The following is a 23,428-nucleotide window of genomic DNA, read 5'->3' as shown; positions in this document are numbered from 1 at the left end:
AAAAGAGAAGTTCATTCTAAAATCTCATTTGAAAACACCCCTGTAACTCCATATAATGCGGGCATACAAAAGCATAAGGAGTAACGAAATGGGAACACGATGCGTGATAGGAACAAAGGTAGAAAACAATCAAGTCAATTACATATACTGCCACTTTGATGGTTATCCAGAAGGTGTAGGAGCTAAACTTAATACAGAGCATTGGAAAACACAAAGACACATTAACTGGATGATGGATGCAGGGGACTTGATTGCATTGTATCCTACCTTTCAAGAATCTAAATTCTATTTAAAAGATAAGGACTCAAGAAAGAACATAAACGACCCTGAAAACTACAAAGCAAGGTTAATCACGCAGGAGCAATGGGATAATGATGCCTTTGCGTTTTGTAATATTGAGTGGGCTTATTTGTTTGACCCTAAAACAAAAGAATGGACTTGCAAGCAAGTGCAGTAAGGAGTGTCAAATGAAAAAAGAAAAAGTCTATGCGATTAGAAACATTACTGAAGAAGGCAATGTATTTTTTCTATCACAAAGCAGAAACCACAAAGGCTTAAAGCATATTAAGGAAGCCTTTAGGCGACTTAACAATGGTGTAGAACAAGTAGAGCTAGGCACAATGGAAGTGAGAAATGGCTCTAGGATTGAGGATTCTTTCACAAGCATCAAAAAGCTTGAAAAAGAAGTGTGAGTGAAGCGTGAGTTTCTCATTTGAAACTCGCCCTGAAAGCCCCTATAATACACGCATACAACAACACGAAGGAGTGTAAATGAGTTACTTTACAGATGTGAAAGTTAAGGTTAAGAACATTGCTAAAAGAGCAATAACACAAATAGACAATGATGGTGGATTTGCTTGGGAATATATCCATAATGTTGGCGGATTAGATATTTACATTGAGGTGCAAGAAAGAGATAATGATAAATATTATGATGTCGTGCTGCGTGAAGTGAAATATTCTACTTTAGAAATAACTGAAAAAGATGAGATAAGGGCAGGTATAGGAAAGCAGTTCAAGCGATTTGAGTATAGGGATTTAGATTCTATGGCAGAGAAAGTAGCTAGCCTTATTTGTGCTAACGAGTTTCTATAATCAGCCAACAAACAAAAAAAGGAGTGCAAAATGAAAATCAATTTGGGAGAAAACCTACAAGCATTTGCAACAGCCAATGAGGCATTCAGCAAAAAAATTAACCAAGAGGTTAATACTGAGATTCATGTAATATATCAAGTATATGCTGATAATGCTCACTTTAACAGAACCATCAGTTTTGGCGGCGTATTTGAAGTGCAAACTTTGTTTGAGACAAGCTCAAATAACTGTATTGTTGGCAACTTTTGGTTATGCCAACTATGCTATGGCATTTCAAATGATGGTGGCTTATTCCTAGATCGCGATATGCTTCTTGCTAAATATGATTTTGTCATAGAGCACGAAGAAGGCAAAGAAAAAGAGGCTTTTGCAAATGCTTGGCAAGTGGTAAAAGAATTTGTTGATGCTTTGAGGGTTGAACATAGGGACTTGGATCCGCTTCTATAATTAATCAAAAAAAAGGAGTGCAAAATGAAGGTTGAATTAGGCGAAAAACTCAAAAAAATAGCCGAGGCAAATATGCTTGGCAAGTGGTAGAAGCCTTTGTGGAGGCTTTGAGTGAGTAAAATGCAACAAACTTGCACCTATGCCCTAAAAGTGCAAGATGTGTGCGGTTGCTTTGAATTTTTAGGTAGCAGAGATAGTGGAGAGAAGCTACATAGCAGAATTGTAGAGTTATTAGGCTCACAAGAAAATAAGGATATGAAACTTGAATTAGATTTTAATGGTGTATGTGGGGTAGCCCACGCCTTTGCAGATGAAGTTTTTGGGCTGTTGTTTGCAAGATTTGGCGTAGAATACATTAAGACACGCATTGTTTTAAGTAATGCCAATGATACCATTAAAAGTATGATTAATTTTGCTATCAAAGAAAGAATAAAAAAAGCAAGAGACACAAACGGAATATAACAATATAACCGCTTTGTGTGTTTCTCTTTTTGACAGCACACACTATTTGAAACACAAGCCGCATTCCCTTATAATACGGGCATAAATTAACGCAAAGGGGCTAAAATGAGCGATGAAATAAGCTTGGGAGATATTGATACCTATGATTTGGTTTTTGAGCTAAAAAACAGGATATACAGCAATCCTTCTATTATTGAGGACTTGCAAGATTCTTTAGGTGTTGAAAATCCAAGTAAAACATTAGACACGCTCAAAAGGCTTCATACTTGGAACAACCAAGAGACAGCTAAATCCACCTTTGAAGCAATGGAGTTTTCAAAGAGTCTGAAAGAGTGGATTCTGCGAACATACGCACAATAAAAAAAGGAGAATATATGCCAAACAAACACGAACCCTTTTTTACCTTTAAAGGTAAAAAGAATGATGAGTGTTTTACTCCACGCTACGCTATAGAACCTTTATTAAAATATATTAAACCAAACAGCACTATATGGTGTCCCTTTGATAAGTCCTATTCTAATTGTGTCAAAGTTTTTACAGAAGCAGGACATAAGGTATTAGCAAGCCATATAGATGATGGGCAAAACTTCTTTTCATATGAGCCAAGTGTAGATTATGATTATATAATCAGTAATCCCCCTTTTTCTCGTAAAAGAGAAGTCTTACAAAGGCTAAAAGCTCTTAATAAGCCTTATGCTATTTTATTGCCTATCAGCCTTTTGAATGATAATTACAACGAAGTATTAGACAACCAAACAGAATTTATGATTTTTGATAAGCGTATAGAGTTTTTATATCATCAGCAAGAAAACGCAAAAAAAGGACTTATAAACTTCAAGAGCGTGTATTTTTGTAAGGGTTTTTTAGGCGGAGCCAATGTATTTGAAAAGATACATAAAAGAGAGGAAAGCTTTAGCCTAGAAGCAGAATGCGATTTGCAGAAGCTATTAGAAAGAGAAGGGAGATTGTTTTAGCTCATAGGCTATTAAAGAAGAAAAAGTTTTTCTGTGTGGTTTTTCCATTTGAAAATACCCCTTAAAACCCCTATAATACGCTCATACAAAGATTAAAAGGAGTGAAACAGATGCCAAATCTTAAACAGGTAATCAAAGATAAAATTTATATCAACGAAAAAGGCTTAAAAACTCTTGCCAAAGAGTTTCCTGCACTTCTCTTTTTGCAAGAAGATTTTGCCTATGGCAACAAAGAGCTTTATCTTGAGTTTTTGCACGAAGATCTTCAAAGCCTTCTGGATGGTGAGGAGATAGAAGGCATGTTTAGCTTGTATGATAGAATTATTGATGTGTTTGAAACCTTTAGTGACAAAATTTCTGAATTTGTGAATGAATACTGCGACAACACAGAATATAGCGAACTTAGTATTGTAGGTATGAGTTTAGTTAAGGTGTTAGAGAATCCTATAAAAGCAAAGAAAAAACTTCTTGTAGCATTTTGCGAGCATACTATAGAGAAAGCTTTAGACTTCACATTTGAAACCGAGCACCTTGTTGTTGAAGAAAGCCAAAACACGCTTATTAAGTATGGACTACAAGAAATAGAGACAAAAGTTTCTTGGAAGCATTTTTTATTTCAAGGAGCAGCTAATGCTATCTCACGACACATTCTTATCCGATTGAGTGGAGATGATGAGTATGAGTATCTAAAAAAGAATACAAGGAGTGATTTTCTACGCCTCGGAAATGCTATTGTGACTTTTAGTTATATAGACAACAAACCTTCACTTGTAGGATTGACTGAAAGCTTTGTGAAAAAGTATTTGACATAAGGCTATCAAAGAAGAAAAATTTCAGCCTATTTCAACAACAATATCTCATTTGAAATAGGGTTTCAAATTCTCTATGATACGAGCATACAAAAATTAAAGGAGCGTAGAAATGGATAAACATGATAAAATTCATGAGGCTATACATTATGTTTTCTTGATTGTAGTGTTGATAATTGGATGGATAAAAATCCCCATTTATGTTTATAATGAGTTCAAAGAAATAAAGACATGGACAGATAATTGGGAAAAGAAAAAGCTAGATGAAAGTTGTGATAATTTGATAAATGAAATTTGTAACAAGGAGCGTGAAAAATGAGTGATGAACCAATGGGAATAAAGCGTAGAATATTATTGGGAGTGTTGTTTATCCCATTTTTCTTTATTTTTTTGTATGGAAGCTTAATTCTTAAATTTATAGCTAGTTTCTGTTATAAGAATCAGGTTAATATGGATATATTGATTTTTGTAATAAGGAATGAAAGCTTGCTAAGTTTTTTGGGTGGTATTGGCATTCTATTTTTGGTTGGATTCTTATTTGCTTCTTATTATTGCAAATTATATCGTCAATTTTTAGTCTGGTTAATTCTTTTGCTGATATTTTTTGTTGGTTGTTTTTCTATGTGCGAAATCCCTAAAGAAGATGGACTGAAAGGTGAAGAACTGATTTCATCGATAATGGAAAAATCAGAGAAAGAAGGGTGTTCTTTGCGAATCAAGAGTTTATTCACTCCAAAGGAATGAGCCTATTAGACTATAAACAAGAAGCCTTTCAAGTTAGCCGAGATTGCTCGGCTTTAGTTAAAGTGGGCGTAATTCACTTGATAGCCATATCTCATTTGAAATAAGGGCGCTAATCCCCTATAATACGAGCATACAAAAACAAAAGGAGAAAAAATAGACTCACTAATTATCAAGAAAGAAGACATTGGACATGTCAAGTTTTACCCTAAAGATGATGGGTATGAAACAATTAAGGAGTTACCAAATGCTGAGGTGTTTTACGAATACACTGAAAATGAGTATGTGGTGTTCTACACCTTCAACAAACACAAGGCTAAACATTATAAGCCAAGAAAAGGAGATTGATAATGGGTGTATATGCTCAAGCATTTTATTTTAACGACAAAAAGTCCCTAAAACAATTTGTTAGGGACTGCAAGAGCGGTTTTATTAAGTTTGAGGAAAGAAGAGAAGCATTAGGTGTAGTTGGATTTCTTCACCAGACATTTGGCTATCAAATGAAAAAAATGCTAATAAATGCAGACTACAATATCCCGGATCCAGACGGACTTCAAGTAATTCTTAGAGAAAGAGATCTAGATGATTTGGTTCCATTTGATAGGTATTGTGAGGACGATTTAAAGTTTCTTAGAGAAGGATTTAAAGAGTTCAATGCTAAGTTTGTTTATCTAGCATAAGGAGAGCACAGGACTTAGCTCAATACATTGTAAAAAAACCAAAAAAAGCCATTAAAGCAAACAAGAATATTGAGCTGCTCTAAATAACCATTTGAAAACATCTTTTAGTTTCCATACAATACGCCTATACAAACATTAAAGGGAGCACAAAATGGACAAATACATTGAAAGCCTAAAAATAGATGAGGCTAAAAAGGAAAGAGAAGACAAACTTAGTGTGAAATTGCATGGAGGCGAATCTCTCTGGTTTAACGCTTTGTATGGTAGCTCTGTTTCAAAACAAGAAGCGAGGCTTGAACGATACAAGAAATTTCGTGAAATCATAAAAAAATATTCTATCCAAAAGGACACTGTTTATATTGATATTTTATTAAACACAATATTTGATACCACAAAAGCAATGATTTCCAAAAGGCGAGGTTATAATGATGATGATTTTTTACATATCTATTATGAGATTCTTTACCAATACATTGAAGAAAACAAAGATATTGTATTGGGGATGCTTAAGGCTAATGAAGAATTTTTTGATATTCTCCAAAAAGAACATAGTCTATTAAACTTTGAAAGAAGGTTAAAAGATTTAAAGGATTGTCCATTATTCTTTGATATTTGGCAGTTAGCTTATGGTGGATTGTTGTCTTTTGGTGTAAAAAGAGAAAATGGCGAGATTTCATCTTATTGGGTCGAGGTATCTCTGGAAAAAGCACATTTCCATAAAGATGAAAATAGGATATGTTTTAACAGAAGCGGGGCAAAAGGTGAAACTTTGTTTTATAAGACATATAAAACACGGGAAGGTGCAATCAAAAAGATTAGCGAGATACTAAAAGCTAATAGGATGCTCAATGTTGAAAAAGATTGGAAACAAAAAATGAGTTCTAAATTGAAGGAAATTGCTGGATACAAAGATAACGCTGATGGTGTAGATGTATGAAAACACAGGATTTAGCTCAATACATAATCAATCGTTCAAGTAAAGGCATTTCAAACCTTGAACTTCAAAAGATTCTATACTTTGTGGTGCTAAAACACTACAAAGACACAGGAGAATATCTTTTAGACAAAGACTTTGAAGCGTGGCAGTTTGGAGCGATTGTTTATGATGTGTATTTGTTTTACAGAGACTATGGAGCAAACAGCATAGATAGGGCAAATGAAAACATAGAGATAGAGGATTCTATTAAGCAAAGAGTGGATTTTGTGTTATCTAAACTATCAAACTACAATTATTGGGATTGGGTGGGTATGCTTCACGCAAAAGGCGGAGCTTGGGATATAACATATTCTAAAAAGAAAAAAGGCGTAATACCACGAGAGCTGATAAAGAAAGAAAGCTTCACATTATCGCTATAGCTTTTCTTAGTTCAAAAATCTCATTGGAAAATCATAGCCGAAAAGCCTATAATACGCCCATATAAAGATTAAAGGAGTGCAAATGTTAAACACATACAAAAAACAAGTTGAGTCCAAAATTAAAGAGGTTGTTAATGATACAATCCAAGCTCAAAACAAAGAGCACATTTTTATCCACAATGTAGGCGGTATAGATCTCTACATATTCATTGATACGCACTCAAAAATATACGATTTGGTGTTGTTTAGTGTAGAATATGATGATTTAGCAGATTCTACAAAAGAACATAATCAGTTTATGCTCTCCAGCAGAGAAGAAATAGGCAGAGAAAGCTATGCTAATGAAAAAGAGCTTATCCAAAGAATCACTGATCTTATCTGCAAAGAACTCGCTAATCTCTTTATGTAGGCGTATTTGAAAATTATAACCAAAAAGCCTATAGCTTTTTGATGAGGCTTTGGGCTATATGGAGAGACGAATGGGCTGGGAGTTTGATGATGAAATTGCCAAAGCGTTAGAGAACTTCTTTGCTGAATGCGGTTTGCCTTTGGATAATGGTTTGGCTTATATTACAGACAATATCTATGTAGGCGGAAGCTATGGTTTTCTAGAAGAGTTAGAAGAAAGCGAAGCTAAACGCATTAAAGGGCTTGATAAGGAAGAGTTTGTTTATTGGAATGAAGAAACAGGCTGCTTTATTGAGAGGCTTTACTAAAAAGGAGTAAAATGGGAAACCGATGTGTCATTACAAACAAAGAAAAAACAAGAGCGATTTACCAACATTGGAATGGTGGAAGAGATTCTATTGAGCCCTTACTCAATGTCGCAAGGGATTTAGGCAAAGGCTTTGATGGGCTTGTGGAAGTATCAGCTAAGGTTTTTGATGGCGAAGAAATAGAGTATGGAGAAGCAGATAAAGATAATGGCGATAATGGGACATACATCATAGATGATGAGTTTAACATTGTGGAAAGGGAATTTTTAAGAGGGAGCGAGCAAAAACATTATAACCCTTTGCGTATGGAGATTTTCATAAGACTTACTTATGAGCTAGGAGCTATGAAAAAGAAAGAGATTGAAAGGATAATGTCGCTAGTAGATAGCCTTGCGTTAAACACTCTAAAAGGAGAGTAAAGATGACAGAAAAAGCACAGAACAAAGAAAGAGTGTTAAAAATCTTTTTAACACTTATGGCTGTAATTGCAATGCTCCTTGCCTGTGGAGTATTAGTTCTTAAGATTATTGCTAAATTCTCTTATGAGGACAACACAAACATAGAATTTGTGTTGTTTATGATAGAGTATGACAGATTACTAAATCGTATTGCTTATGGCGGACTATCTCTTGTGTTGTTACTTATCTTTTTTAGGTTGAGAGAGAATATTATCCAAGGTGTCGATACATTATCTACATTAGCTCTAATGCTTGTGATAACAGTTAGTGCTGGAAATGTTGTCATAGATGCCAATAAAGCGTATGGATGGGGCGCAAGAATGGAATTGTTGAAAGCTAGTGAAAGAAAGGTGCTCCAAGATATAGTGTTTCAAAACAATCTCATTATAAAATATCTTGATGATGCTCCCGATGAGCTAAGAATTTGTTTTGACAAAGAATTTAAGGGGGAAATCTGTAAGATATTGTTTGACAGGTTTCTTGCAAAGGAAAAAAACAAAGACAAAGAGAAAGAAGCCTTGCGATCTCTTGAAGAAAGAAAAGCAGAAGCGCTTACGGAGAATTATAATAGGCTAAAACAAACAAACTAGTATTCTATCAAAGGAGAAATGCTCTTTTGCAACTCTTTCTTTGATAGCAAAATCTCATTTGAAACAAACCCCGAATCTCCCTATAATACGCACATACAAACCAACGCAAAGGATCAAAATGAAAGTATTGAGCCAAGAAACAATCAGCCTTGTAAAACAAATCCAACAAGGACTTCAACGAGTAGTGAATGCTAAGTTGGAAGTATTGATGAGCGAAGTAAGAAGCATTGATAGAAAATTCCAACGCAGAGAAGCTAAGTGGAGACAAACTCAATCTAAGGAGTTTTTAGAAAACTTCAATACTCTTAAAATGCCTGATTTTATGTGGGCGGCAAGATGTGCTGGAGTAAATGTGCCACAAGAATATTTGAATGAAGTTAGAGAAAGCATTGAAAGCGGAGTATTTAAGGTAAAATTTAGTGGTGGGCAAGGATACCAAGCCGCATTGTTCTAAGAGAGAATGGGGTTAAACCCCATCAAAAAGGCTACTATTCTGTAACTTCAAACTTGTAAGGAACAGAAGTAATGCCACTATCTCTTACAGCTTCAGCAATACCTAAAGCATCTCTACTAGGTTGTGAGCCACTAGCTTGATAGTTGCCAGAGTAGATTTTACGCAAGATATTGATTTTTGCTTGATTTGTTTGTGCGGTTTTGATTTGAGTGTATAAATCAGAGGCTTTATATAAAGAATCCTCGCTCAATAGTCCCACAACAATCATTTTAACATTCTTATCTCTTAAATGTCCTTCAACTCGTCCTAACTCGTCTTGGCAATAAGGACAATTTGGGTCTGAGACAATATAGAGCGTTTTGTTTGTTTTTGCTGGGCTTTTCAGTGTAACTACAGGGTAGTTTTTCTGCTTGATTGTGGCAAGAAGCTTATCGCTCTTACTGCGATTATTGTAAGCATCTGTTTCTTGCACCGTTTTCTGCAAAGTAAGAAGCAGATTGTCATTTGAAGTTAAAAAGCTAGAATCAGCACCGATAAGCGTAGTGCCATTTTTATCCGCAAGGAAAGGCACACGCTGATTGCCTGATTCTAAAATCACAACCTGCATATCTTTAAGCTGATTAAGCGGGACTTGCTTTACAATCTTTACATCAGCTCCTGTTTTCTCCTTTACAAGCTTCTCTATAGGATTGCTTGCACCCATAAGACTAAAACCGACAGCACCTACTGCAACACAGGTTAGAACGCTACTTAATGTTTTCTTTTTCATTTTTACTCCTTTTGTTTTTGTTTTTCATCTAGGATTTCTTGAATGTTATCAAGGCTCTCTTGGAGCTTTTTATCCATTCTCTCCGCAGATGTGAGATTAGCATCATCTTCTTTTTGTCTTTGTTCTTTTTCTAGGGTATCTTCTTGTTTTTGATTTTTCTCCCTTAGAAAACGAATTTTAGAGCTAACGCTAATCTCGTCCTCAGCCTTTTTTTCAGCAGTAGGCTGTTCTGCTGACTCTTGTGTGGTTTGTTGTGGTGCAACCTCTTGATTATTTGGCTCTTGCACTGCCTGAGATTCTTCTTGTTTTGGTTGCTCTTGCTGTGTTTGAGTCTCTTCTTGTTTTGGTTGCTCCTGCACCGCCTGAGATTCTTCTTTTACCTCAGGCTCAGGTTTATTTTCTTCGTTAGTTTGAGCTTGTTGTGGCTCATTTGTTTTCGTCTCATTAGCTTGATTTGTTTGAGGCTCTTGAGCTTGTGGCTCATCTGCCTCTAAATCTTTTTCTTGCAAAGGAAGATTTGGCTCATTTATCTTTTCATTAGCCTCGTTTTCCTTTACATCATTGCTAGAGTTTGCCGGAGCTTGATTATTTTGAAGTTGTTGCTCCACCAACTCATCGGGTGCGTTATCACTAAGCCCAACTTCTGGCTGAGTCCGAGTTGCATTACTTGCATCCGCGTTGGTTTGAATAGCTTCAAAGGCTTGTTTAACTTCAGAAGCACTTAGCAATGTTGATGAGATAGATAAGATTAGGATAACCGATAATGATAACTTCTTCACTTTATTGTCCTTTCTCCCCTTTTACAAGGGGAAGAGAGTTTAGGCAAATTTGCTGGCAATTTGACTGATTTGACTATTAAGCTGATTGAGAGTTTTAATCGCTTCGGCTTTTAAATCCTCAATCTTTTTACTTGCTTCAATAGCTTCAGTGCCTTTTTCCCCACCAGCGAGTATTGCAAAGTTTGCTTCTTTGCTTGATGAATAGATATTTCTTAATACCTGAGAGCTTCGGCGCGTAAAATCATCACCCACAACAATGCTTACATAATCAATGTTATTGATGTTTTGTAAGATGAGGTGGCTTAACAAGGCAAATCTTTGTTGGCGATTTGCGTCTATAAAGTTACGCGGTGTTGTTCCCAAATATGAGAGCAAATCTCTAGTTGTAGCTTTGTGTTCTCTTGCTCTGCGCTCAAAAAATGCTTTTCTTTGAGTTGCTGCAGCTTGTCTTCTGCCTGCTTTTGCATTTGTTTTAGCTGTTTGAGCTTCTGCTGTTGTTGCTTCTGTTGCTTCTGTGTTTTCTGTTGTTGCTACTTCTTCAGTAGCTGTAGTTTTAGCTTTTGCCATTGTTTATCCTTTAATGTGTATCTGTAATTTAACCTATCTGTCTTCCCACTCTTGTGGGGATTGAAACTTTTAACCTTTCCCAAAGGCATAGTATCATTTGCCTATTATGCTCTTTTTAAACCATAACACACCTCCTTTTATTCAGGTTCTTCTCTTAGAAAATCTCATCAGAGAGTGATTTTTCCATCAGCACTTCATTGAGAAGTCTGCGGATTTTTCTAATCCCTGAGAGAGCATTTGCAAGAGCAAGCTCATTATGCTGGTCGTATGCAGAGATTACATCCTCTTCAAGCAACTTGAGAATAGAGAATATATCTCCTGCATTTCTGTCTAGGATTTTAGAAAAGAGATCTTCTTCAAACATATATATACCTCCTATTTTTTGGTTTCAGTCTTTGGCGTTATGGTTAATAAGTTACCAATCGCGTTATAATATTCAGAGTTGTTAAAAGTCATTGTATGTGGAGTATATTTCTTATCCACAAAATAACCACCACCACCAACAAAGACAAAAGCATCAAGCTTGTCAATTTCATTAGAGTATTTAGATTCCAAAAACTCCATTATATCTTTGGTGTATTCCTTTTTCAAATCGCTGACAAAAGAAGAAAGGTCAAATACTTCCCCTCTTAGCTTATAGCTTTCATCAATGATGATTTTTAAGGCTTCTTTATTTGTAATGTTGCGATTATAGGTTGCTTTGATATGTTTTTGCATAGCCTCAGCAATTAAAATCACCCCCTTTTTCTCAAACGAGTTAGCTTGGTTAAGGCGTGATTTTTGAATTTCCTTGTCAAATACCAAAACAATATCAAGCGTATTAAACCCTAAATCCGCAACAATATAGTTATCAGGCTCTTTATCTTTGTTGCTCAAAAAGTCTTGCAAAGCTTTGACAGCTCCTACGCCTTGTGGAATTACGGTTACTTTTTGCTTGTAATCTATTCCATTCACATTAAAGCTCTCAAGTGCTTTTTGGAAGCTTTGAGCGTGTTGCTTATGTGTTGGGGCTAAACCGACACATACTTCTTCAATGTCTTCAGGCTTTAAACCTTCTTTTGTAAAAATCTCGTGTAAAAACAATGGAGCATACAGCTCTAAATCTTGGTAACTTGTAACTTCTTTTATAAACCTTGGGTCAGAGTTGAGCGCCAAAGAGCTTACGAAATACCCCTTGCCATTCATCACAGCAACATTGTCATCAGCCTGTATGTCATCAGGACAGATAGCAACAACGCTAGGGAATTTCTTAAGCACCATTTTACCATTTTTATCTTTGAAACAATATTTTGTGTGTCCAAAACCTGTGTCTATTCCTAATTTCATTTTTTTCATCCTTTATTGTAAAATTGTCCTTATATATAATGTATAAGGTGTATGCAAAGAGTTGCTTATGCAACACTAACCTCTTTTTCTGCTACTTTGTCATATCAAATTCATTGCGTATCTCCTCTAGTGAAGCAATGCCTTCTTCACTATAAGTAGATTCAGCCTTGATATGTGTAGTTTCCACTTGTGGCTTTTCTTGTGATTGTGCTACTTTTGGCTTTTGGACAGCCTTTGGCGTTTGCCTTTTAACCTCATCTATAGGCTTATGTGGTAAATAGTTTGGTGTATCGCTAGGTTCTGGCAAAAGAGAAATAATCTTTTCAACCTTATCTTGCGATTCAAATTTTCTCAACACATTAAAGAGCCTATCTCTATTCGTGTCACTTAACGCCCAATAGAGCACTTCCCTTATAACAAGAGAGCGTGTTTTAGGGTTAAGATTGCGTGCAAAATCTTCAAGAATGCCATGTAATGTTATGCTACATTTCAAGATTCCTCCTTTATATATAAAGGTATGCACTCTTATTTTCTATACATATATATAGGCATAGAAGGGAGTGCTACCAAAAAAAGAGCAAAATTTCATTTTTGCAAATAAACAACAGACATTTCAAAAAAATAAATGCGACTTATGTGTGACATAAGTGATACATAAATGCGACTTAAGTGCGACTTGTCATTTTCCTTATAAAAGGAGAAAAAATGGCATATTTTTAGGTGCGACATAAGTGATACTTATATGATACATAAGTGTAAGATAAGTGATACTTATGTGCTACTTGCATTATACCAAGAAATCTAAGTGCGACTTAAGTGCTACTTATGTGTTAGACAAGTGATACTTATATGATACATAAGTCTCCCAAGTGGTTTAGTTTATCGCAAAGAACGCTTTAAGTGATACTTATATGATATATAAGTGCGAGATATGTGATACATAAATACGCCCTAAGTATAATATAAGTGCTACCTGCATTATGGCTACAAGGTTAAAACCTTTGGCTATAACGCCTTATTTTAGGTATTATAAATGGTTGTTTCTCCATTTATTCTGTAACAAGAAAAGCATTTTTTTGATTGTCTAAACGACTTTTGAATAGTATGATTTTATGGTAACAATGTCAAGCCATAGGTCAAAATAAAGCTTTAAATAAAAGAACAATCTCGTTATCTTTTGTTAATGATAAGTGATTAATATGTGGGTTTTTATTCTGCAAATTAACCCAAAAATAAGCGGTTAAATAAACGATTAGATTCTGATTATAATTTGTGTTTTAAGTGGTTATTTATGCCATTTTTGCACTTTTGTTGTTGTTAATAAAATGCAAGGAGATAGCTATGCTTGATTTAAAGGATATGAGCGATTTGTGCGAAGAGTATAATATTAAAGAGCGCGTTTTTTACAAACTTCTTTTACGCTCTTTAAAGGAATATTATACGCAAAGAAAGATTATATTTTTTGATATTTACAAGCAACATATTGCTTATGTTGATAGGAAAAAAATTGACAAAGTAAGGGATTATGGGACTGCTTTACGCTTTTTTAAACCGAGCCAAAAAGACTTAAAACAGATAAAAATAATACTTGCTAGGTATTTAAAAAAGCATAAACAAAGGGTAATGAGAAAGAACAAAGATATGCGAAAAAAGATATTTATAAATGCTTTAGGAAGTAGTTATATACGAGCTACAATAGTTGAAATTGAAGAAGAAAGTGTGCTTCTTTCGCTTACAAAAAATGGAGAAAGAGTGGGAAATTTGAAGATTTATGTGCCTATTTTGTCGTTTTTTGATGATGATGTTATTGAAAAAGGACACAATTTTTTGGTTAAAATAAGGGATGTAAGGGCAGAAAATGGAATGTTTTTAGTAGAAGGAACAAGGCGAGATAGTGGCATAATTAAGCTTGAATTTAAGGAGATTTTTGATGTTTTTGTTGAGAGATTATTGCTAAAAACTGCAGAAGAAGAGCTTTTTAAAAGGGAAGATTTTGCTTATAGAATCCTAGATATTGACCTAAACAAAAAGGAGGTGCATATTCAGTTAAAGAACAAAAGAATGGGAAGATTCGTGGCGGTTGTGGCAAAAGTCACTCAGAGCAGATTAGGTTTTAGAGTTATTTGGAGGTAGTAAATGGCTAGAGCTAATAAAAGGCGAATAGAAAGCCTTATAGGACAGGTTAGCAAAGAGAAAAGCCATAGGCGATTTTCGGTGTTTAAGGACACATTGTTGTTGCCTATGGAGGTGTATGGAGCGTTAAAGTATTTGGTTGGAGAAATCGGCTGGAGTGCTTTACTTGACACAAAGGAAGCAAAGAGCTTTATGCGACTTATTGTGGAGTTTGCAGATGAGCTTAAGGCTAGGAAGAAGATTGAGAGTTTTTGTGGCGTGACAAGGCGTGCTGAAGCTAAAGAAGCTGAGGTTAAAGAACCTGCCCCTAAAGAGAAAGTGAGCCAAGGTGCAGGAGAGCATAAAGAGCAAGGAGTGAAGAATGGAGAATAAGGCAAAAATGCTAAAGCATAAAGAGGTGGAGTTGCTTGAGTATAGGGGCGTGCTAGATGTAACTAGGCTTTTTTTGAAGGAGAGAATTGAGGACACAATGTTTAACGCGTTGGTGTATATCAACAATGTGTGCTTGAAAAAGGATGAAGAGTTCCCTGATATTGTGCCTATGATTATACACGCAGGGGTGTATGATGCGTATAATGTGGAGTATAACTTGTTTATTGAGGCATTGTCGCTGAATTTCACAGCATTGACTAGACAAGAGTTCGTTATGGAGTTTGCTTTAAAGGGAGGAATAGCACGAGGGAGAAGGGTGTTATCGCCTATCTGCCTGAATGTCATACTTGAGACGCTTGATTTAGCCTCAGTGAATACTGCAAGGCATATAGGGCAATCTTTCTATAAGCCCATTGTGTATGAGAATAGAGATACAAAAGAAGCATTTCAAATGGCGGCATTAACGCTAAGAGAAGAGGCTTTAGGGTTTATGTTTTGGAAAAGAGAGGATTACAAGGAGCTTATGGCTAGTTTGGAGTATTTTTTAAATAGAGAATTTGACTTTGAACAAAAGGCTTATGGGGCATCAAGTTGCAGAGAATTTTGGAAGAAAGCTAAGAGGATTCCAGCACCTTTGTATAAGATTATTTAAGAGTGCCCTTCTATATAAGTCTATATATAGACTATTCTCTAAGTCTCTAAGTTGTTAAGTCTCTAAGTTTGTAAGTTGTTATGTCTTTAAGTTGCTATGTTGTTAAGTTGTTAAGTTGCTATGTCTTTAAGTCGTGTGGTTTATGAAATAAACCCAGAACTTGCCATTTTTTTTCAGTGAGCAAAAAAATTTCTCACGAGTTAAAATCAAAATTTTCAAAAGGAATCCGAAATGGAAAATCAAATTGCCAAAATTGCAAATTTCACAAAAGAGCATTTAGAATCTCTGGGATTAGAATCACTTGAAAAGCCGATTTTTGATTTTTTGCATTTTTTTGCCACTTTAAACAGCTTTGAGAAGATTTTCCTATGTGGGGTATTACTTTTTGTGAGTTTTTTGATTTTATGGCTATTTTTGAAGTTTTTACGGGGTATTTTATTTTCACTCGCTGTCCTACTTGGTATCAAGAAAAAGAAGCGGAAGCTTGAGATAGTAAGCGGGAAAATAGCCACACCAAGCAGTTTAGACTTCAAGCAGAAGGGCTTTTTTGCACTTTGGAATAAAGCAAGATTGTTAGCGGCAGCATACAAACTTGCCAGAATTGAAGAGGAGATTCAAAAAGACAAGCCTGTGAGGCTAAGTCTTTCACAGGCAATTTTTGTAATTCAAAACTACGACAAGTATAATTACTTTGCAGCAGAGGATGGAAAAATTAAATTTGAAAAAGTAAAAAAACAAATTGATGAAAGAGAAGCCGTAATTGTTGATACAGAAATTGAAGAAGAAAAAGAGCAGAAACAACTAGAAACTCCGGAACAGATTGTTGAGCGTATGACAGGGGGCAGGGCTAAAATAATATTTGATGATGATGGAAATATTGCCTCGTTTAAAGATATACACAAAGAACAGGAAGAAGCCCTTAAAAAAATGCAGAGAAATGATATGTCTAATTTTGCACCAAAAAACATACCTGCAAAAACACCTTCACAAAATGGTGTCAAAAGTGATGGTAATAGGTATGAAAGCTGGAGCAAACAAATGAATGCCGAGGGACACAAAAATTCAGGGGCTAAACCCAATACTGAAGAGAGAACAAATTTAACGCAAAAAGAAAGACTAGAAAATGCCAAAGAAGCTGAAGCTAAAATCAGAGAAGAAAAGAAGGCGCATTCGGCTAAAGATTTGAAGATGAGTTTGCGCTTCAAAAATAGCGGAGAAAAACAAGCTAAAAAAGATCCGACAAATATAAGTCAAAAAGGAGACGGAATTGAAGTTATAGAAATGCCAGAAGCAATAGCAAATTTAAATAACCTAGATGTCAGTGATTTTGATGTAGATTTTATAGGCAAAGAACCAGAGCAAAAAAAGGAAAAACAAAAGAATGCAAAAATGATGAAAGCAGCACTAAAAGAATCTCAAAAACCCAAAACTCAAAACAAGAGCGTTGAGAATAAAAAAAATACAGAGAAAAAAGAGTCTCAAGCATTTGAACTCAAGGCTGATGATTTTGAGATAGAAAAACCTGTGGTAAAAACAGAACAACCAAAATCAAAGGTTGAGGCACCTAAAATTGAAAAAGAAGAAGTCAGAGAGGCACAAGAAGATTATGCAGCTACATTTGTAATGAAACATTGCACAAAAGAGGATATTGAGAATAAGGAGGTGTTTATAGATAAAAAGAACTCAATGGTTCTATTTAAAAAGAGTTTCTTCTCCAAACTTGGCAAACCTCAAGATTCTGCGCGAGAGAAACAATACTGGGGAAAATTAGAAGGTAGATATAATATTAGACTTGAGCTTAATGTGCTGAATGAGTATTTTGATCCTGAAAGGCTTATAGGCTTAAAAATCAGATCTATCTCAGACTTGAATATTTCACAATGATTTTTTGCCTATTTATAACAACCATTAACGCAACTTTAGTAATATAACCGAAGATTACATCTAATTTTCTTTGTTTTTTTATTGTTTGATTCGCTTGATAACCACTCATTTGTGTGTATGGAGCAAGACATTTGTCCTATATTTTATGGCAAGCGTTTTTTTGCGATTTTGAAATACGACAAACAATGATTTTAACCGTTGAAACTGGTTCAAATACCCTTGTGTGTGGATTGTTTTTACTTTTTTTTTGAAAAATGCAAGACACAAACACAGACAAAAAACAAAGTTTATCTAAAAAGGAGCGACTTATGAATAGTGCCACAAACACAATAGACCAGAGACAAGAAAGTCAGCAGAACGAAGCTCAAGAAGAATCAAAAGAGGGCATGTTTATACGAATGGCAGAAGTTGCCAAGATTCTAGGTGTGTCTTATCCCACTGCAAGAGAAATCCTAAAAAGGAACAATATTACCAAATATGTTCTTACTCCAAGAATTATTTATTATAAAAGAAGTGAAGTAGAACAGATTTTCACCAACAATGGGATTTCTATATGAACATTGTTAAAATATTCAAAAAGAGAAGCGAGAGCTATTTTGAGATTCTCTATAAGAATATTAAAGTGCTTCAAGAGATAACAAGAGTAAGGCGAAAAAAATTGCTCCTAAAAAATATTAACGAACAGCAAGACAAAATAACCTTTGCTGACAAGAGAATTGAAACCTTATTTTACGAAGTATATAGAAAACGCTTCAAAAATAGAGAGTTAGATGCGGTTGTTGCCTTATTAATGAAAGACTTGGAGAGATTTAAGTTTGAAGAGACCTCCTCTGTGCCTCAATCTTATGAGCCGCAATATACAAGTTTTAAAAATAGATATGATAAACTTAGAACCATCAACCTCTTGTCCCACACGGCTCGTGTTTTTATGGTAGCGTGTAAAGAAGGACAAGATTATCCTGATCGTTTTATGGAGCATGTAGCCATATTAGCTCTGGCTCACGATTTTGGAAAAAATCCAGAGGTAATAGATCTTGCATCTGAAGGCAAGAAAGAGAAGCATAATCAAATTAGCGCAAGATACCTTGGGCTTGTTATGAGAAGTATGAACCGATACGGAGATGATCTTATCAGTGCTTTGGAATATGCCTTATTCTTTCATCACGCACCCAATGTTGAGGCTAATGTATCAGCAGAGCCTGTTCGAAACGAATACATTGATATGCTCAACAAGTGCGACAACATTGCACGAGACGAAGAGCTTAAAATAGTAAATGAGAATATTAGGATAGCCAAAGAAGAGGCAAACAGGGAGCAAGAAATAAAAAGCATACTCCAAGACAAAGAAAACGCAGAGCAAGGAGCGTAAATGACATTTCGTTCTCATATTACATTAGGGCTTATTGGTGGCTTTGCATTGACATATATGCCTAATTTTGTGCCATACAAAGAAAGTGACATTATTGCTGTATTGCCACTTATTGCATTAGGTTCTATATTCCCAGACATAGATGAGCCAAATAGCTATATAGGCAAAAGGATGCCGGGCTTCTCTCATATTGTTTCTATGCTCTTTGGGCACAGAGGCTTTACCCACTTTTTAGCTTTTCCAGCTATACTTTGCTTTTTGGGTGTATATTTCTTTCCAAATCTCGTATTTTTTATATACGCTTTTTGTTTTGGGATACTTATGCACCAAATAGGCGATATGGTGACTAAAAGTGGTATCCCCAAATACTTCTTTCCATTAGCCTATGGTCCATTTAAAAATCTCAAGGCTGTTTTGTTGCCTCAACCTTTTAGATTTAGAACTGGAGGCAAGGTAGAAATGCTTTTTGTGCTGCCTACTTTGCTAGCACTTCTGGGCTTAATTATATGGGACAAATACGGAGAGTGGATATTTGCTCAGTTTTGGAGGTTTATAAATGGCTAATAAATACAAAGAAAGTTTTTTAACAACACAAGAGGCACTACAATTTTATGCCCTAGCCATAAACATAGAGAAGAAAATCGTAAGAAAAAGATTAAGTCCAGAGAAGAAGGAGCTTTTGAGGCAAGCCTTGAGAGAAGTTTGTCTTGAAGCAACTCAAAGGGCTGAAACCATTTTCAAAGAAGGAGTTAAAAATGTTCGGGAACAATAATAATACCGGCAATGGCAATACAGGCACCCATTGGAGCTCAAAGCAAGCTCACAATAGGACAATGTGGCAAGGCGAATATCAAAACGCCAGCAATGAACGAGAGTCTATGTGGCATCTCAAAAATCATCAAGGAGGAAGGCAGCCAGTGCAAAGAGAGCCTGAAAAGAAGGATAAATATCCTATCTTTTCGGATGTCCAAGAGTTGCAAGATGAATTGCAATCAATCTATGCGAGTGGGACAGCTTTCACAGAACAAAAAACAATAGATGTAACGGAATCTGAGTATCGTATGCTTCCATTCAAGATTTTTAAGATTGTAGGAAAAGGTATTGCATACGCAAGCCTAGTGTATTGTATAGCTTTTGGTTTGTTCTTGCTTGCAAGTATAAGGCAAGTGCAAGTAGGAGGTTTCTACCCAGTAAGCTTATTCTTGGCGTATGCTTCTCTATTTTTCTATGCGTATGTCGTATATGGAATGAAACAATTTGTCATTCCAGATGAGAAACAACCAAAAACAAAGCAATTTTATGGGCAAGTTATAGCTGGTTGGCGTGTGGTAGAGTTTTACCTTGTATTTAGTGTCATTATTTTAGTGTTGCTTGAAAGCACATTCGCCTCTTGGCAAGGTTTCTTGTATGAGCCATTGCTTGCAATCAAGAAAATGACAAAAGGTTTCTTGGCAATTAGCCCAGCTAACTTTGAAGCAGCCTTGTTCCATACAACGGGTGTGGCAATCATTATGCTTGTAACTTATGCACTTTTTGCAAGATGGGCGTTTAAGAAATTCACCAAAGAGCAACACAGAAATGTTATCGCAATCAAAGCTCAATACGATAGAGCTGATGCTGCGATTAAAGCTCTTGATGGTGAAATATAAATAGAAAACATAAGATAGGAGGTGCGGTGTGTAGCAATAAAAGAGACTTTAGGCTTTTGCCTAAGATAAGGGCAATATGTGGGTAGGTTCTGTCTCATTGACGGAGAAAGTGCCAATAAGGCTAAAAAATACTTTATACAAGGAGTTATTATGACTTTAGAAGCAAAAGAAAACAGCATGTTGGGACGATTAATTCTCTTAATGTGCGTATTAACAGCGGCAGTTGCATTTGCAGCAGGAGAAAACCCATTTGAATTTATCAAGGCAGCATTCTTTGATATTTTGCAAAAATATGTTGCTTGGGTTATTCTTGGGGTTATGTGGATGACTTTCATTTTGGGTATCATCTTTGGAGGACTTCCTTGGATGCCGACAGTCATCACTGGAATTTGTGCGACAGCTGGTGTATTCTTCTTCCCAAGTTTCTTGAAACCTATCAGCGACTGGGCAAGCTCATATCGTCCAACCACAAGCGTAGGGCAATAGTATGTCAGAGAGAATCATAGAGTTCCCTGATAGAATACACAGACAGCGGCTTATTGCTGCTGTTGAGGCAGACAACCTATTCATTGCCGTAGGCTCTTTTGGAGTCACCGTAATTACCTTCGCCCTTCTTGGTATGGGCGGAGAGGCATTTATGGTAGGATTAGGAGTAGGAGGTCTAGTTACCTATGTGTATGTCTATTACAAAGAGCGTTTTAAGCGTGGTTTCTTTACGCACTGGTGCTATGTAAAGAACTATCGCTACCCAAAATATGAAGGGGAAGAAGGACTGCCAAAAGATTTTTTACCAGAAGGATATGAAAATGAGTTTAGGGATTGACAACGAATATGGAACTATCGGCAAAGATGCCATAGATCAAGTAGATAGACTTTTGTTGAATAATAGGCTATTGCAAATTTTTGTAGGTGTAGTCTTGATATTGTTATTGATTCTGACTTTTGGGTATTTCAGCCTATCTAGCGAGCGCACATCTCATATTATGATGCCTCCTTATGGCGAATTTGAAGTAGCCAAAATGAGAGCAGATCCACTTTATTATAGAGTATGGGGAGACTTTGTGTTGGCTAGATTTGCTAGCTTTACGCCAAGCACAATTAAAGAGAACCTTGCAAAATCATCTGAAATATTTGAGAAGAATACATATCTGCAAAGGAAGGCTGATTTTGATAACTACTTGACAGCTGTTATCACAAACAACATCACCCAAACCTTTAGATATGATGATAATGAAGTAATTGTGGAGCTAAAGAACGGAGGTTCTGTAGCCACGGTAACTTACAATGGCTATGCCACACAAAGTATTAGCAATATTACCAAAATCACTAAGAAGTGCTTTTACAAGTTTGGCTTCTATATTAGTGATTACAAAATTTATCAAGATTCTATAAGCACAGACTGCTTAAACAATGATAGTATTCATCATCTTACAGAGGAAGAAAAAGTCATTGAGGATAAAGATCCTGATGCTACAGCAAGAAAAGCTCAACAAGAACTCAACGATCAAGATATTGACAATAGGGTCATTCAAAGGGAGAATCTTGAGGAAGGTGTAAAAGAGAAGGCTGAATTTGAAAAAGAGAGAATCCAAAAGAAAAAGGAAAAACTCCTTGATGCAGATTATATTCTTTCGGGTGTAGGAGATAATACTAAGCCACAAGAAGGGGCAGAGCAAAACCCTAGCGGACAAACTCCAAATCAGCCTCAAACTCAAGAGACACAACAAAATACACAGGAAAATTCTCACTTGCAACAGCAAGGAGATAATGCTAAAGTAACACCTCAAGAAAATCAAAACACACAACAACAGCCTGCAAACTAGGCTGGAATCTTGTTATAAAAGGAGGAAACTGAATGAATAGAAAGATAAGTCTAGTCTTGGCTAGTCTTTTGCTTGCAACTATACCTTTGACAGCAATAGAAGACGATAATGTAAAAAGAGACAAAATAGAACAAGCCCTGCAAGATGCGGCTTCGCAAGTTAGAGACCCTAACACAGGTATGCCACCAGAAAGTTGGAATGAAGAGAATGCGGATATTGCTGATATGAATCAGCCAACTTATGGTAACCCTCAGCATGAAATGGCTTTGGGGCAGAATAACAGCTATCAAACACAGACACCGGTTGTGAATGAAGTTCGCTCTAACTCATCTAATCGCCCTAAAAAGGACTATTCTAATTTGCCTGTGCCAGCTGGAGCAAAATTGCTTACATTACGAACAGAATTAAGCATTCCTATCACAAAAGAGAAACATACTATCATTGAGTTTCCTTTTGAGATTAAGGCAGAGTTTGGAGAGTTTGAAGCTAAGGCTACACAGGAAGAAGCAGAAACCTTAGAAGTAGATAAGCAAAGACAGCCAGTATCCATTATTCAAAAAGAAAATAGGCTTGTGATTAATTCAAGCCTTAATGGAAAGGCAGAGGCTATTATTTGGGGTGGTCCTTATCCTGTGGTGCTTAATATTACTATAGGCAATAGCAAAAACAATCCGGGCTATTATGTGATTAAAGAACAAGATTCTTATGCAAGGCAAGGAAGCAATGTTAAAAAACTAGAAAACAATAACCACGAGAAGGTTATCAGTATTCTTACCGCTGCAATGTATAAGGATAAAAAGCCGAAAGGATATGAAAAGAAAGACAAGAAAAAGATTTACAAATACAAAGAGCTTGGCTTAACACTCGTGCATGTGTATAGCCTTGAGGGCGATCATTATGTGGGAGAGCGTTGGGAGGTTAAGAATGAAGACAAGAAAAAGACATTAAACCTTTATGAGGAAATGTTTTATGTGCCAGATGTATATTCGGTGTCTTTCTTGGCAAACCCTATAGGTCCCAAGAAATCAACCTCTATGTATATTGTTAGAAAAAAACCAGATGGAAAGAAAGGGAGATAAAATGATGGAACTTTTTGTGTTTTACTCGATTATAAGCATTTGTGCTTTGGCGCCTATCGCGCTAGTCTTGCATATTGTAAATGGGATTTTAGATTTGACAGGGAAAATAAGGAACAAAAGACTAGCTCCTAACTCACATTGTGCCAAAGAAAAAGCTCAAGAAGAGAATAAAGAAGCTTGCAAGAAAGAAAACCATTAGTAGAAGGCATTTGGAGTCTGTTTCAAAGAAAAGATTCCAGAGGTT

General features: G+C 35.9%; 37 protein-coding genes. 31 read left to right on the top strand and 6 right to left on the bottom strand.

Annotated elements, in window-relative coordinates; translation table 11 throughout:
- Positions 1-88: 88 nt before the first annotated feature.
- From EBF12_RS09240 to EBF12_RS09155, 18 genes are all read left to right on the top strand, one after another.
- Complete coding sequence (locus EBF12_RS09240) at positions 89-457, top strand: hypothetical protein (protein ID WP_034587984.1); 369 nt, start codon at positions 89-91, stop codon at positions 455-457.
- Between the two features lie 10 nt (positions 458-467).
- Positions 468-692: a hypothetical protein gene (locus tag EBF12_RS09235; protein WP_034587985.1), complete on the top strand. Its 225-nt coding sequence runs from the start codon at positions 468-470 to the stop codon at positions 690-692.
- A gap of 79 nt (positions 693-771) precedes the next feature.
- On the top strand, positions 772-1,095 hold the full coding sequence (locus EBF12_RS09230; RefSeq protein ID WP_121727390.1) for a hypothetical protein: 324 nt from the start codon (positions 772-774) through the stop codon (positions 1,093-1,095).
- A 30-nt stretch (positions 1,096-1,125) separates the two neighbouring features.
- Positions 1,126-1,542: a hypothetical protein gene (locus tag EBF12_RS09225; RefSeq protein ID WP_121727389.1), complete on the top strand. Its 417-nt coding sequence runs from the start codon at positions 1,126-1,128 to the stop codon at positions 1,540-1,542.
- 120 nt (positions 1,543-1,662) lie between these two features.
- Complete coding sequence (locus EBF12_RS09220; protein WP_034587991.1) at positions 1,663-2,004, top strand: STAS-like domain-containing protein; 342 nt, start codon at positions 1,663-1,665, stop codon at positions 2,002-2,004.
- A 105-nt stretch (positions 2,005-2,109) separates the two neighbouring features.
- On the top strand, positions 2,110-2,364 hold the full coding sequence (locus EBF12_RS09215; protein WP_034587993.1) for a hypothetical protein: 255 nt from the start codon (positions 2,110-2,112) through the stop codon (positions 2,362-2,364).
- Between the two features lie 14 nt (positions 2,365-2,378).
- On the top strand, positions 2,379-2,978 hold the full coding sequence (locus tag EBF12_RS09210; protein ID WP_121727387.1) for a sugar-phosphate nucleotidyltransferase: 600 nt from the start codon (positions 2,379-2,381) through the stop codon (positions 2,976-2,978).
- Between the two features lie 110 nt (positions 2,979-3,088).
- Positions 3,089-3,790, top strand: a complete 702-nt coding sequence (locus EBF12_RS09205; protein WP_121727386.1) for a hypothetical protein — start codon at positions 3,089-3,091, stop codon at positions 3,788-3,790.
- A 109-nt stretch (positions 3,791-3,899) separates the two neighbouring features.
- Positions 3,900-4,106, top strand: coding sequence for a hypothetical protein (locus EBF12_RS09200; RefSeq protein ID WP_121727385.1), 207 nt, complete (start codon positions 3,900-3,902; stop codon positions 4,104-4,106).
- Positions 4,103-4,531, top strand: a complete 429-nt coding sequence (locus EBF12_RS09195; protein ID WP_121727384.1) for a hypothetical protein — start codon at positions 4,103-4,105, stop codon at positions 4,529-4,531. The genes EBF12_RS09200 and EBF12_RS09195 overlap by 4 nt, the downstream gene beginning before the upstream one ends.
- A gap of 347 nt (positions 4,532-4,878) precedes the next feature.
- Positions 4,879-5,208: a hypothetical protein gene (locus EBF12_RS09190; RefSeq protein ID WP_121727383.1), complete on the top strand. Its 330-nt coding sequence runs from the start codon at positions 4,879-4,881 to the stop codon at positions 5,206-5,208.
- Between the two features lie 151 nt (positions 5,209-5,359).
- Complete coding sequence (locus EBF12_RS09185; protein ID WP_121727382.1) at positions 5,360-6,145, top strand: hypothetical protein; 786 nt, start codon at positions 5,360-5,362, stop codon at positions 6,143-6,145.
- Positions 6,142-6,564: a Panacea domain-containing protein gene (locus tag EBF12_RS09180; RefSeq protein WP_121727381.1), complete on the top strand. Its 423-nt coding sequence runs from the start codon at positions 6,142-6,144 to the stop codon at positions 6,562-6,564. Before EBF12_RS09185 ends, EBF12_RS09180 begins: the two co-directional genes overlap by 4 nt.
- Before the next feature lie 82 nt (positions 6,565-6,646).
- Positions 6,647-6,973, top strand: coding sequence for a hypothetical protein (locus EBF12_RS09175; RefSeq protein WP_121727380.1), 327 nt, complete (start codon positions 6,647-6,649; stop codon positions 6,971-6,973).
- Between the two features lie 58 nt (positions 6,974-7,031).
- Entirely contained in the window at positions 7,032-7,280 is a 249-nt protein-coding gene (locus EBF12_RS09170) for a hypothetical protein (RefSeq protein WP_157979094.1), read from the top strand.
- Between the two features lie 11 nt (positions 7,281-7,291).
- Complete coding sequence (locus EBF12_RS09165; protein ID WP_121727378.1) at positions 7,292-7,699, top strand: hypothetical protein; 408 nt, start codon at positions 7,292-7,294, stop codon at positions 7,697-7,699.
- 2 nt (positions 7,700-7,701) lie between these two features.
- Positions 7,702-8,328: a hypothetical protein gene (locus EBF12_RS09160; protein ID WP_121727377.1), complete on the top strand. Its 627-nt coding sequence runs from the start codon at positions 7,702-7,704 to the stop codon at positions 8,326-8,328.
- Between the two features lie 118 nt (positions 8,329-8,446).
- Entirely contained in the window at positions 8,447-8,782 is a 336-nt protein-coding gene (locus EBF12_RS09155; protein WP_121727376.1) for a hypothetical protein, read from the top strand.
- 34 nt (positions 8,783-8,816) lie between these two features.
- Here the strand turns inward: EBF12_RS09155 and EBF12_RS09150 are convergent, their stop codons facing one another.
- The 6 genes from EBF12_RS09150 to EBF12_RS09125 form a co-directional block, all read right to left on the bottom strand.
- Positions 8,817-9,551, bottom strand: coding sequence for a hypothetical protein (locus EBF12_RS09150; protein ID WP_121727375.1), 735 nt, complete (start codon positions 9,549-9,551; stop codon positions 8,817-8,819).
- A 2-nt stretch (positions 9,552-9,553) separates the two neighbouring features.
- Entirely contained in the window at positions 9,554-10,330 is a 777-nt protein-coding gene (locus EBF12_RS09145) for a hypothetical protein (RefSeq protein ID WP_121727374.1), read from the bottom strand.
- 39 nt (positions 10,331-10,369) lie between these two features.
- Positions 10,370-10,897: a hypothetical protein gene (locus EBF12_RS09140; RefSeq protein WP_121727373.1), complete on the bottom strand. Its 528-nt coding sequence runs from the start codon at positions 10,895-10,897 to the stop codon at positions 10,370-10,372.
- A 154-nt stretch (positions 10,898-11,051) separates the two neighbouring features.
- Positions 11,052-11,261 (bottom strand): hypothetical protein, encoded by a 210-nt coding sequence (locus tag EBF12_RS09135; protein WP_034586447.1) that lies wholly within the window; start codon positions 11,259-11,261, stop codon positions 11,052-11,054.
- A gap of 11 nt (positions 11,262-11,272) precedes the next feature.
- The gene (locus EBF12_RS09130; RefSeq protein ID WP_121727372.1) at positions 11,273-12,223 is read right to left on the bottom strand and encodes a ParM/StbA family protein; all 951 of its coding nucleotides are present in this window, start codon (positions 12,221-12,223) and stop codon (positions 11,273-11,275) included.
- A 91-nt stretch (positions 12,224-12,314) separates the two neighbouring features.
- Complete coding sequence (locus EBF12_RS09125; RefSeq protein ID WP_121727371.1) at positions 12,315-12,716, bottom strand: hypothetical protein; 402 nt, start codon at positions 12,714-12,716, stop codon at positions 12,315-12,317.
- 1,130 nt (positions 12,717-13,846) lie between these two features.
- Between EBF12_RS09125 and EBF12_RS11155 the strand changes: the two genes are divergently transcribed.
- The 13 genes from EBF12_RS11155 (at position 13,847) to EBF12_RS09060 (ending at position 23,184) form a co-directional block, all read left to right on the top strand.
- On the top strand, positions 13,847-14,356 hold the full coding sequence (locus EBF12_RS11155; protein WP_157979093.1) for a hypothetical protein: 510 nt from the start codon (positions 13,847-13,849) through the stop codon (positions 14,354-14,356).
- A 3-nt stretch (positions 14,357-14,359) separates the two neighbouring features.
- On the top strand, positions 14,360-14,728 hold the full coding sequence (locus EBF12_RS09115; RefSeq protein WP_121727369.1) for a hypothetical protein: 369 nt from the start codon (positions 14,360-14,362) through the stop codon (positions 14,726-14,728).
- Positions 14,718-15,380 carry a hypothetical protein gene (locus tag EBF12_RS12010; protein ID WP_244196494.1) on the top strand — a complete coding sequence of 221 codons (663 nt, stop codon included), beginning with the start codon at positions 14,718-14,720 and terminating at the stop codon, positions 15,378-15,380. The genes EBF12_RS09115 and EBF12_RS12010 overlap by 11 nt, the downstream gene beginning before the upstream one ends.
- 414 nt (positions 15,381-15,794) lie before the next feature.
- Positions 15,795-17,264, top strand: coding sequence for a hypothetical protein (locus EBF12_RS09105; RefSeq protein ID WP_157979092.1), 1,470 nt, complete (start codon positions 15,795-15,797; stop codon positions 17,262-17,264).
- A 308-nt stretch (positions 17,265-17,572) separates the two neighbouring features.
- A complete protein-coding gene (locus EBF12_RS09100) occupies positions 17,573-17,821 on the top strand; it encodes a helix-turn-helix transcriptional regulator (protein WP_157979091.1) in 249 nt (82 codons plus the stop codon).
- Positions 17,818-18,633, top strand: coding sequence for an HD domain-containing protein (locus EBF12_RS09095; RefSeq protein WP_034586427.1), 816 nt, complete (start codon positions 17,818-17,820; stop codon positions 18,631-18,633). Before EBF12_RS09100 ends, EBF12_RS09095 begins: the two co-directional genes overlap by 4 nt.
- Positions 18,634-19,197 carry a metal-dependent hydrolase gene (locus EBF12_RS09090; protein WP_121727366.1) on the top strand — a complete coding sequence of 188 codons (564 nt, stop codon included), beginning with the start codon at positions 18,634-18,636 and terminating at the stop codon, positions 19,195-19,197.
- Positions 19,190-19,405, top strand: coding sequence for a hypothetical protein (locus EBF12_RS09085; RefSeq protein WP_034586424.1), 216 nt, complete (start codon positions 19,190-19,192; stop codon positions 19,403-19,405). The genes EBF12_RS09090 and EBF12_RS09085 overlap by 8 nt, the downstream gene beginning before the upstream one ends.
- Entirely contained in the window at positions 19,389-20,282 is an 894-nt protein-coding gene (locus EBF12_RS09080; protein ID WP_121727365.1) for a hypothetical protein, read from the top strand. Before EBF12_RS09085 ends, EBF12_RS09080 begins: the two co-directional genes overlap by 17 nt.
- 150 nt (positions 20,283-20,432) lie before the next feature.
- Positions 20,433-20,768: a hypothetical protein gene (locus EBF12_RS09075; RefSeq protein ID WP_121727364.1), complete on the top strand. Its 336-nt coding sequence runs from the start codon at positions 20,433-20,435 to the stop codon at positions 20,766-20,768.
- 1 nt (position 20,769) lies between these two features.
- Complete coding sequence (locus EBF12_RS09070) at positions 20,770-21,105, top strand: hypothetical protein (protein ID WP_034586416.1); 336 nt, start codon at positions 20,770-20,772, stop codon at positions 21,103-21,105.
- The gene (locus tag EBF12_RS09065) at positions 21,089-22,105 is read left to right on the top strand and encodes a TraE/TraK family type IV conjugative transfer system protein (protein WP_157979090.1); all 1,017 of its coding nucleotides are present in this window, start codon (positions 21,089-21,091) and stop codon (positions 22,103-22,105) included. The genes EBF12_RS09070 and EBF12_RS09065 overlap by 17 nt, the downstream gene beginning before the upstream one ends.
- Positions 22,106-22,137: 32 nt before the next feature.
- Entirely contained in the window at positions 22,138-23,184 is a 1,047-nt protein-coding gene (locus EBF12_RS09060) for a TraK domain-containing protein (protein WP_034586410.1), read from the top strand.
- Positions 23,185-23,428: the final 244 nt, after the last annotated feature.

It is taken from the genome of Helicobacter labetoulli (assembly GCF_003670275.1).
Lineage (GTDB): Bacteria > Campylobacterota > Campylobacteria > Campylobacterales > Helicobacteraceae > Helicobacter_C > Helicobacter_C labetoulli.
This window is presented reverse-complemented; position numbering and strand designations above follow the sequence as displayed.